Raw genomic sequence first — 9098 nt, 5'->3', positions numbered from 1 at the left:
GCCATCGTCACCGGATCGGGTGGCGGTATCGGCCAGGCGTACGCCGAGGCACTGGCCCGCGAGGGCGCGGCGGTCGTGGTGGCCGACATCAAAGCCGAGGCGGCCGAGGGGGTGGCCAAGCAGATCGTCGCCGATGGCGGCACGGCGCTGGCCGTTCCGGTCGACGTGTCCGACCCGGCGTCGGCCAAGGCGATGGCCGACCGCACGCTGACCGAGTTCGGCGGCATCGACTACCTGGTCAACAACGCCGCCATCTTCGGCGGCATGAAACTGGACTTTCTGCTCACCGTCGACCCCGAGTACTACAAGAAGTTCATGAGCGTCAACCTCGACGGCGCGCTGTGGTGCACCCGCGCGGTGTACAAGAAGATGGCCAAGCGCGGCGGCGGGGCGATCGTCAACCAGTCGTCGACCGCGGCGTGGCTGTATTCGAACTTCTACGGCCTGGCCAAGGTCGGCGTCAACGGCCTGACCCAACAGCTTTCGCGCGAACTGGGTGGCCAGAACATCCGGATCAACGCGATCGCTCCAGGTCCCATCGACACCGAGGCCAACCGGACCACCACGCCGCAGGAGATGGTCGCCGACATCGTCAAGGGACTGCCGTTGTCCCGCATCGGAACTCCCGAAGACGTCGTCGGGATGTGCCTGTTCCTGCTGTCCGACGACGCGTCGTGGATCACCGGGCAGATTTTCAACGTTGACGGCGGGCAGGTAATCCGGTCATGAGCCGCGCCGGCGACGATGCAGAGCGGAGCGATGAGGAGGAGCGGCGCCGATGGCAGAAGACTTGAAGCTCGGCTACATCGGGCTAGGGAACATGGGCGCGCCGATGGCCGCGAAGATGACGGACTGGCCCGGCGGGCTGACGGTCTACGACATCCGGACAGAGGCGATGACGCCGCTGGCCGAGAAGGGCGCCGGCCTGGCCGACAGCGTCGCCGACGTCGCCGCCGCCGACATCGTCCACGTCACCGTCTTGGACGACGCGCAGGTGCGCGAGGTCGTCGGCGAACTGGCCGTGCATGCCAAGCCCGGCACGGTGATCGCGATCCACTCGACCATCAGTGACACCACCGCGGTCGAACTGGCCCGCGAGCTCAAAACGCAGGGCATTCATGTCGTCGACGCACCGGTCAGCGGTGGCGCGGCTGCCGCCGCGAAGGGCGAACTGGCCACCATGGTGGGCGCCGAGCGCGAGGTGTACGAGCGGATCAAGCCGGCGTTCAAACACTGGGCGTCGGTGGTCATCCATGCCGGTGAGCCGGGCGCCGGGACCCGAATGAAGCTGGCGCGCAACATGTTGACGTTCACCTCCTACGTCGCGGCGTGCGAGGCCATGAAGCTGGCCGAGGCGGCCGGGCTCGACCTGCAGGCGCTGGGCCGGGTGGTGCGCCACACCGACGCGCTCACCGGCGGCCCGGGGGCGATCATGGTGCGCGACGACATGAAAGACCTTCAGCCGGAACATTTCCTGTACCAGCCGTTCATGCACACCCGGGGCCTCGGAGAGAAAGACCTGAGTCTGGCGCTGGCGCTGGGTGAGGCAATGTCGGTCGACCTGCCGCTGGCGCGTTTGGCGTACGACGCGCTGGCGGCCGGCCTGGGAGTGCCACACACAGAGAAAGAGGCGTGATGGACGAGCTGCGCCGCAAAGGCCTCGAGAAGATGAACGAGGTGTACGGCTGGGAGATGCCGAACATCGAGGGCGACGCGTACTTCGACCTGACCGTCGATCACCTGTTCGGCAGCATCTGGACGCGGCCCGGATTGTCGATGCGCGACAAGCGGATCATGACGCTGACGGCGGTGACCGCGATCGGGAATCGCGACCTGGCCGAGATCCAGATCAACGCCGCACTGCTCAACGGCGAGCTCACCGAGACCGAGCTCAAGGAGATGGCGGTCTTCCTGACCCACTATCTCGGCTTCCCACTGGGTTCGGCGCTCAACGGGGCCGTCGACGCCGTCGTCGCGAAGCGCAAGAAGGCCGCGGCCAAGGGCGCTGGCGAGGACAAGAAGGCCAACGTCGACGCCGCGCTGAAGATGCACTCGGGCAAGGCCGACAACTAGGGTCTCTCTTTGCGCTCGTTGTTGATCGACGAGTAGAGAGCCGGTTGGCCTGTCCGCGCGCGGGGGTCGCAGGGCCGCAGGATTCACGTAACCTCTTGCGTCACTTCAGTTTCAGTGGTCACAACGTGGTCTTTTTTGTCGGTAGGTGTTCCTAAAGTTTGAGGCATGGGTGCGGACACTCGCGAGGAGAACGTCGAGGTCTTCGACGCGCTCGATAGCGTCGTGGACCGCCTGTGCGCGTTGTCTTTTGACGTGTTCACGAACCCGGAGCGGTTGCGGGCCTTGGAGCGTTTGGAACGCGTGGCCCGTCGACTGCGGGCGCCCCAGCACGCCTTGATCAACCGGCTCGGCGCGCAGGCCGGCGAGGAGGAGTTGGGCGGCACGCTGCGTTCGGCGCTGGCCGACCGGTTGCGTATCACCAAGGCTGAGGCCGGTCGGCGCATCGACGAAGCCGAGGATCTCGGAGAACGGCGGGCGCTCACCGGTGAGCCGCTGGCGCCGAACCTGAGCGCGACCGCGGCCGGCCAACGCGATGGCCTGATCGGTGATGGGCATGTGAAGGTGATCCGCAGCTTCTTTGCCCGTCTGCCTGCCGAAGTGGACCTGTTTACCCGGGAAGCCGCCGACGCCGACCTGGCCGAGAAGGCCGGCGGGTACCGACCCGACGAACTGGCCAAGTATGCCCAGCGGATCATGGACTGGCTCAACCCTGACGGCGAATTCAGCGACGAGGAACGCGCCCGTAAGCGCGGCATCACTTTGGGAGCGCAGGGGTCCGACGGCATGTCGCGCATCAGCGGGCTGATGACCCAGGACTTGCGGGCCGCCATCGAGGCCATGCTGGCCAAGCTGGCCGCCCCCGGGGCGTGTAACCCCGACGACGACACACCGCTCATCGACGAGACGCCCGATGAGCAGGCGGTGCGGCGCGACACCCGATCCGAGGCCCAACGCAACCATGACGGATTCCTCGCCGGACTGCGCGGCCTCCTCGCCTCCGGCGATTTGGGCCGACACAACGGGTTGCCGGTGTCGATCGTCGTGACCACCACGTTGCAGGATCTCGAGGCCGCCGCCGGCAAGGGTCTGACCGCGGGCGGCACCCTCGTGCCGATGTCGGATGTGATCCGCTGGGCCGGCCACGCTCACCATTATCTGGCGATTTTTGACGAAGGCCGGCCGCTGGCGCTGTATCACACGAAACGGCTGGCTTCCCCCGCACAGCGGATCATGTTGTACGCCAGGGATCGTGGGTGTACGAAGCCGGGCTGCGACGCGCCCGCCTACCACAGCCAGGTCCACCATGTCCGGGGATGGACGGCCACCCGCCGCACCGACATCAACGACCTCGCCCTGGCGTGTGGTCCCCATAACCGACTCGCCGAAAAGGGCTGGACCACCCGCACCAACGCCCGCGGCGACACCGAATGGATCCCGCCGCCGCACCTGGATTACGGCCAACCGCGAACGAATACCTTTCATCACCCTGAGAAACTCCTGGCACCCGACGACGACGAGGAAGCGGATTGACGTCGGGAAAGTAAAGGCGGTGCCGGACATCCCCGACGAGAACATCTGCTACCGGGGTGGCTGGGGCGGCTCGATGGCCGTCATGAACCCGTACTGCCGCACCACCTTCGCTTACGTGATGAACAAGATGGGACAGGTCACCTCGGCCGGAACCGAGCGCACCCGCAAATACACCCGGCTGATCTACCAGGCCCTGTAGGCGCGGGGTGCGGGCACGGCTAGTCTGACGTGTCGTGCGCGTCCTGGTGATCGGTTCCGGTGCCCGTGAGCATGCGCTGCTGCTGGCGCTCCGCAAGGACCCGCAGGTCACGGGACTGGCCGTTGCCCCGGGCAACGCCGGCACCGCCCGCCTGGCCGAGCAGCACGACGTCGACGTCACCTCCGGAGACGAGGTGGTCGCGTTGGCGCGCGAGCTGCGGGCCGACATGGTGGTCATCGGTCCCGAAGTCCCGCTGGTGCTGGGGGTGGCCGACGCCGTGCGTGCCGCCGGCATCGTGTGCTTCGGCCCCGGCAAGGACGCCGCCCGCATCGAGGGCTCCAAAGCCTTCGCCAAAGAGGTCATGGCCGCCGCCGGCGTGCGGACCGCCGCGAGCGAAATCGTCGACAGTCCCGCCCGTTTGGACGTCGCGCTGGACCGCTTCGGCCCGCCGGCCGGCGACCCCGCCTGGGTGGTGAAGGACGACGCCCTGGCCGCCGGCAAGGGCGTGGTGGTGACCCCCGATCGTGACGTGGCGCGGGCCCACGCGGCCGGGCTGCTCGAGGCGGGACACCCGGTGCTGCTGGAGTCCTTCCTTGACGGCCCCGAGGTCTCACTGTTCTGCGTCGTCGACGGCCGCACCGTGGTGCCGCTGTTGCCCGCGCAGGACTTCAAGCGGGTCGGCGACGGTGACACCGGACCCAACACCGGCGGCATGGGCGCCTACGCACCGCTGCCGTGGCTGCCCGGCGAGGTGTACCGGGAAATCGTCAGCCAGATCGTCGAACCCGTTGCGGCCGAACTCGTTAAGCGGGGATGCCCGTTCAGCGGATTGCTCTACGTGGGTCTGGCGATCACCGCGAAAGGGCCCGCGGTGGTCGAATTCAATTGCCGCTTCGGCGATCCCGAGACGCAGGCCGTGCTGGCGCTGCTGGAGTCGCCGCTGGGCCAACTGCTCTATGCCGCGAGCACCGGCATGCTGGCCGATTTCGGCGAGTTGCGCTGGAGCGACGGCGCCGCCGTGACGGTCGTGTTGGCGGCCGAGAACTATCCCGGACGTCCCCGGATCGGAGACGTCGTCGTCGGCTCGGAGGCCGAGGGCGTGCTGCACGCCGGAACGGCGCGGCGCGCCGACGGGGCGATCGTCTCCTCGGGCGGCCGGGTGCTGTCCGTGGTCGGCACCGGAACGGACCTGTCCGCCGCCCGCGCGCGGGCCTACGGAATTCTGCGCTCGATTCGATTGCCCGGCGGTCATTTCCGAAGCGACATCGCCCTCGCGGCGGCGGACGGCAAGGTCAGCGTCTAGAACGCTGCGGCCTGCCCGTCGCGGCGTGGATCGCTGACCGCCAAATACCCGTCGTCGAGGCGCCAGATCGCCTGGCAGCTGCCGAATTCGGCGTAGTCGTCAACGGTGACCAGGTCGTGGCCCCGGCGCCGGAGTTCGTCCAGGGTCGACTCCGGGAATCCCCTTTCGCAGCTCACCTGCGTGCCCTGCACCCACCGGAACCGGGGCCCGTCGCACGCCGCCTGCGGGTTCTGCCCGTGGTCGGCGATGCGGACCATCACCTGCACGTGGCCCTGGGGCTGCATCGTGCCGCCCATCACGCCGAAGCTCATCACCGGCGCGCCGTCCTTGGTGACGAAGCCCGGGATGATCGTGTGGTAGGGACGCTTGCCGGGCCCGAGCCGGTTCGGATGCCCTTCGGCCACAGCGAAATCCGAGCCGCGGTTTTGCAGCGACACTCCGGTGCCCGGCACCACCACGCCGGAGCCGAACCCCATGTAGTTGGACTGGATCATCGACACCATGACCCCCGCAGCGTCCGCGGCAGTCAAATAGACGGTCCCCCCGCGCGGTGTGCCCGCCGACGCCGGCTTGGCCCGCGTCCGATCGATCAGTGCCGCGCGCCGCCGCAGGTATTCCTTGTCCAGCAGGCGCTCCGGCGCCAATGCCATATGGTCGATGTCGGCGACATGAGCCTGCGCGTCGGCGAACGCCAGCTTCACCGCTTCGATCTGCAGGTGCACGCTGTCGGCGGAATCGGCCGGCCACGAGGACATGTCGAACTGCTCCAGGATGCCCAGGGCGATGAGCGCCACGATCCCCTGGCCGTTGGGCGGTATCTCGTGCACCGTGTACCCGCGGTAGCCGGTGTCGATCGTGCCAACCCAGTCGGCTCGATGAGCGGCGAGGTCGCCCGCGCGCATGGCCCCGGCATTGGCCAGCGCGTGCGCTTCCAGTTGGGCCGCGACGTCGCCGCGATAGAACGCCTCGCCGTTGGTGGCCGCGATCTTCTCCAGTGTCGCCGCATGATCCGGAAACCTAAACAGCTCACCGGCTTTCGGCGCCCGGCCACCCGGCAGGAACGCCTGGGCGAAGCCGGGTTGGTCCCTGAACAGCGGCACCTGGGCCGCCCACTGCTCCGCGACGGTCGGGGACACCAGAAAGCCGTTGCGGCCGTAAAAGATCGCGGGCTCGAAAAGCCTGTCGAACGGCAGTCTGCCGAACCTGGCGTGTAACTCGGCCCACGCCGACACGGCCCCGGGCACGGTCACCGAGTTCCAGCCGAATGCCGGAACGGCGTTGCCGCCGAAGTATTCCGGTGTCCAGGCCGCGGGTGAGCGCCCGGACGCATTGAGCCCGTGCAACCCCCGACCGTCCCACACGATCGCAAAGGCGTCCGAGCCGATGCCGTTGGACACCGGCTCCACGATCGTCAGCGTGATGGCGGTGGCGAGCGCCGCGTCCACCGCGTTGCCGCCGTCGGCGAGCATGCGCAGACCCGCCTGGGCGGCCAGGGGTTGCGACGTGCACACGACGTTGGCCGCCAAGACGGGCTTTCGCGGCCACGCGTAGGGGAGGCTCCAACCGAATGGTGCGGTCACTTCCGTGAGCGTAACGCTGGCCTGACGCTCGGCGCCCACCGCCGCGCTAGCGTGACGCTCGAAGGGGTCGCTCAGGCCGTCAGCAGCGGCGCCATCCACGTCAGCTCGGCCGGCAGTTGCGAGCTCCAGAACTCCGGGTTGTGCCCGCCGGGCGAGAACCCGCCCGTGGGCGGGTTGGGCAGTTGCGCGATGAACTGCTTCGTCGCGCCGTAGAAGGGGTCGCTGTCGCCGCAATCCACCCGGATCGGGATCGACGCCAGCGCGGGCATGCCGAACACCGAGTTCGCCGCGAAGTCGTCGGGCCCGTCGAACGCCCCCGGGGCGGCCGCCCCGGACGACAGCCACAACGCCGGACTCACCGCACAAATCGCGGCGGTGCGCGCGGGTCCCAGTCGGCCGCCGAGCAGCAGCGCGCCGTAGCCACCCATCGACCAGCCCAGGAAAGCCACCCGCGAGATGTCCAAATCCTGACCGCCCAGCATCGGGATCAGCTCGTCCAGCACCATGGCCCCCGCATCCTCGCCGGACGCCCTCTTGTGCCAATAGCCGCCGCCACCGTCGACGGCAACCACCGCGAACGGCGGCAGCCCGGCGTTGACGGCCTGGGCCAGCCCCTGCTCGACGCCGCCGGCCATCACGGTGGACGCGTCGCTGCCCTTACCGTGCAGCGCGATCACCGGTCGCAGCGCCTTGGTCTGCCCGGGCGGACGGGCGATCGCCCAATTGGTGTTGATGCCGCCGCGCGCCGCCGACACGAAGGAGCCCGTCACCATGGTCGGCGCGGCCTGGGCCGGCGCCGCCGGCGGCGGGGGTCGCAGTGGCGCCTGGGTGCGCGCCGCCGGCACCGGCGCGGCGTGAGATGTGCGGGGCTCGAGCAGGATGTCGAGGGCATATGCGCCTGCGGCGCCGACGGCCGCGCCCGCGCCGAGGCCGAGCAGCGCGCGGCGGCTCAAGTCAGGCATGCGCGCCATCATGCCATGGCCGTTTGACCAAAATGGCAATGCAGTACCACTTTTGCTGGCACCATGGCTAGTCGTGACTGCAGCGGTTACTCCAAAGGGAGAACGTCGGCGGTATGCGCTCGTGAGCGCCGCCGCCGAGCTGCTTGCCGAGGGCGGGTTCGAAGCGGTGCGTCACCGGGCCGTCGCCCGGCGGGCCGGACTGCCGTTGGCGTCGACCACCTACTACTTCTCGTCACTCGACGATTTGATCGCGCGAGCCGTCGAGCACATCGGCATGATCGAGATCGCGCAGCTCCGGGCGCGGGTCAACGAGCTGTCCCGGCGGCGCCGTGGGCCCGAGACCACCGCCGAGGTGCTGGTCGACCTGCTCGTGGGGGATCTGTCCGATCCGGCGCTCGTCGAGCAGCTGATCTCCCGATACGAGCGACACATCGCCTGCACACGCCTCCCCGCATTGCGTGAGACGATGCGCCGCAGCCTGCGGCAGCGCGCCGAGGCGGTGGCAGAGGCTATCGAGCGCTCCGGCCGCTCCGCACACATCGAGCTGGTGCGCACGCTTGTCTGCGCGGTCGATGGTTCGGTGGTCTCCGCCCTGGTGGAAGGCAGCGACCCGCGCGCGGCGGCAATGGCGACGGTGGTCGACATCATCGACGTGCTCGCACCCATCGACCCACGGCCGGTAGATCTGACCCGCTAGGGGCCGGGCAGCGACGGCGTCACGATGTAGCCGGTGGCGAAGTCACCATAGATCGTGACGGCCGCCGGGCAGCGCTGGGCGTACAACGCGACGTAGGCGCAGACGACGGCGTCGACCGGATCTTCCGCGCGGCGCAGGTCGCTCTTGCGTTGCGCCGTGATCACCTGCCGGCGCAGCTCCGCCCAGCCGTCGTCGCCCGCGACCTGCAGGGGCACCTCGGCGTGGGCGAGCTTTTCGACGCCGTCCATCAGGAGGAGCAGCTCCGAGCGGAGCCGGGCGAGGTCGCGGCCGGGTTTGGCCTTGTACTTGAGCGTCCGGGCCAGCCGGAAGAGCACCACGGTCGCCGGGTGCGGGTAGACCTCGATGGCGCGGCGCCCGGCCGGTGACCGCGGGTCCATGTCGAGGCCCAGCGTCCGGGCCAGCCGGGCGGCGCGTGGCGTGCCGGCGAACTCCGGTTTGGCGGTGTTGGCCGGGTGCGCTCCGGCCTCGAACCGGCGGAAGTCACGGTTGAGGGCTGCCTCGGCGGGCCGCTGGCCCGTCGGGTTGGTCACCACCAGCGGCGCGTCGAAGGCGACCAGGCAATCACCTTGGACGTAGGGCGACAGCGCGGCCAGCACCGCCGCGTCGTCGCGCACGGCGCCCAGGTGCACCAGCCGGCCGCCGGCGTCGACCACCGCGACGCCGGTCGGGTTGCGACCCGCCCAGGCCAGGTCGACGCCGGCGAAGTACACCCGCCACATTGTGCCGCGAGAGT

10 protein-coding genes are annotated in these 9098 nt (G+C 69.2%); 7 read left to right on the top strand and 3 right to left on the bottom strand.

What is annotated here, in order from left to right; genetic code table 11:
* The 6 genes from VMD50_RS17220 to purD all read left to right on the top strand — a co-directional run.
* On the top strand, positions 1 to 729 hold a 729-nt coding region (locus VMD50_RS17220; RefSeq protein ID WP_325428937.1), incomplete at its 5' end, for an SDR family oxidoreductase.
* A gap of 49 nt (positions 730 to 778) precedes the next feature.
* Positions 779 to 1636, top strand: a complete 858-nt coding sequence (locus VMD50_RS17215) for an NAD(P)-dependent oxidoreductase (RefSeq protein WP_325428936.1) — start codon at positions 779 to 781, stop codon at positions 1634 to 1636.
* The gene (locus VMD50_RS17210; protein ID WP_325428935.1) at positions 1636 to 2073 is read left to right on the top strand and encodes a carboxymuconolactone decarboxylase family protein; all 438 of its coding nucleotides are present in this window, start codon (positions 1636 to 1638) and stop codon (positions 2071 to 2073) included. The genes VMD50_RS17215 and VMD50_RS17210 overlap by 1 nt, the downstream gene beginning before the upstream one ends.
* Before the next feature lie 165 nt (positions 2074 to 2238).
* On the top strand, positions 2239 to 3603 hold the full coding sequence (locus VMD50_RS17205) for an HNH endonuclease signature motif containing protein (RefSeq protein WP_325428934.1): 1365 nt from the start codon (positions 2239 to 2241) through the stop codon (positions 3601 to 3603).
* Positions 3604 to 3622: 19 nt separating this feature from the next.
* Positions 3623 to 3802 (top strand): hypothetical protein, encoded by a 180-nt coding sequence (locus VMD50_RS17200; protein WP_325428933.1) that lies wholly within the window; start codon positions 3623 to 3625, stop codon positions 3800 to 3802.
* Positions 3803 to 3836: 34 nt separating this feature from the next.
* Positions 3837 to 5105 (top strand): phosphoribosylamine--glycine ligase, encoded by a 1269-nt coding sequence (purD, locus tag VMD50_RS17195; protein WP_325428932.1) that lies wholly within the window; start codon positions 3837 to 3839, stop codon positions 5103 to 5105.
* Here purD and VMD50_RS17190 read toward each other — a convergent pair.
* Positions 5102 to 6685, bottom strand: a complete 1584-nt coding sequence (locus VMD50_RS17190; protein ID WP_325428931.1) for a gamma-glutamyltransferase family protein — start codon at positions 6683 to 6685, stop codon at positions 5102 to 5104. The genes purD and VMD50_RS17190 overlap by 4 nt on opposite strands.
* A gap of 71 nt (positions 6686 to 6756) precedes the next feature.
* Positions 6757 to 7659 carry an alpha/beta hydrolase gene (locus tag VMD50_RS17185; RefSeq protein ID WP_325428930.1) on the bottom strand — a complete coding sequence of 301 codons (903 nt, stop codon included), beginning with the start codon at positions 7657 to 7659 and terminating at the stop codon, positions 6757 to 6759.
* Positions 7660 to 7720: 61 nt separating this feature from the next.
* Between VMD50_RS17185 and VMD50_RS17180 the strand changes: the two genes are divergently transcribed.
* Complete coding sequence (locus VMD50_RS17180; protein WP_414686097.1) at positions 7721 to 8344, top strand: TetR/AcrR family transcriptional regulator; 624 nt, start codon at positions 7721 to 7723, stop codon at positions 8342 to 8344.
* On the opposite strand, the gene VMD50_RS17175 is transcribed toward VMD50_RS17180, so the two are convergent.
* Positions 8341 to 9075 (bottom strand): DUF429 domain-containing protein, encoded by a 735-nt coding sequence (locus VMD50_RS17175; RefSeq protein WP_325428928.1) that lies wholly within the window; start codon positions 9073 to 9075, stop codon positions 8341 to 8343. The two genes, VMD50_RS17180 and VMD50_RS17175, sit on opposite strands and share 4 nt — an antisense overlap.
* Between the last annotated feature and the right edge of the window lie 23 nt (positions 9076 to 9098).

This window comes from Mycobacterium sp. (assembly GCF_035506235.1).
Lineage (GTDB): Bacteria > Actinomycetota > Actinomycetes > Mycobacteriales > Mycobacteriaceae > Mycobacterium.
This window is presented reverse-complemented; position numbering and strand designations above follow the sequence as displayed.

Excerpts from the sequence above, each read along its gene's own strand:
- VMD50_RS17185 (WP_325428930.1), bottom strand. The coding sequence starts at position 7,659 with ATGATGGCGCGCATGCCTGACTTGAGCCGCCGCGCGCTGCTCGGCCTC.
- VMD50_RS17210 (WP_325428935.1), top strand. The coding sequence starts at position 1,636 with ATGGACGAGCTGCGCCGCAAAGGCCTCGAGAAGATGAACGAGGTGTAC.
- VMD50_RS17205 (WP_325428934.1), top strand. The coding sequence starts at position 2,239 with ATGGGTGCGGACACTCGCGAGGAGAACGTCGAGGTCTTCGACGCGCTC.
- VMD50_RS17215 (WP_325428936.1), top strand. The coding sequence starts at position 779 with ATGGCAGAAGACTTGAAGCTCGGCTACATCGGGCTAGGGAACATGGGC.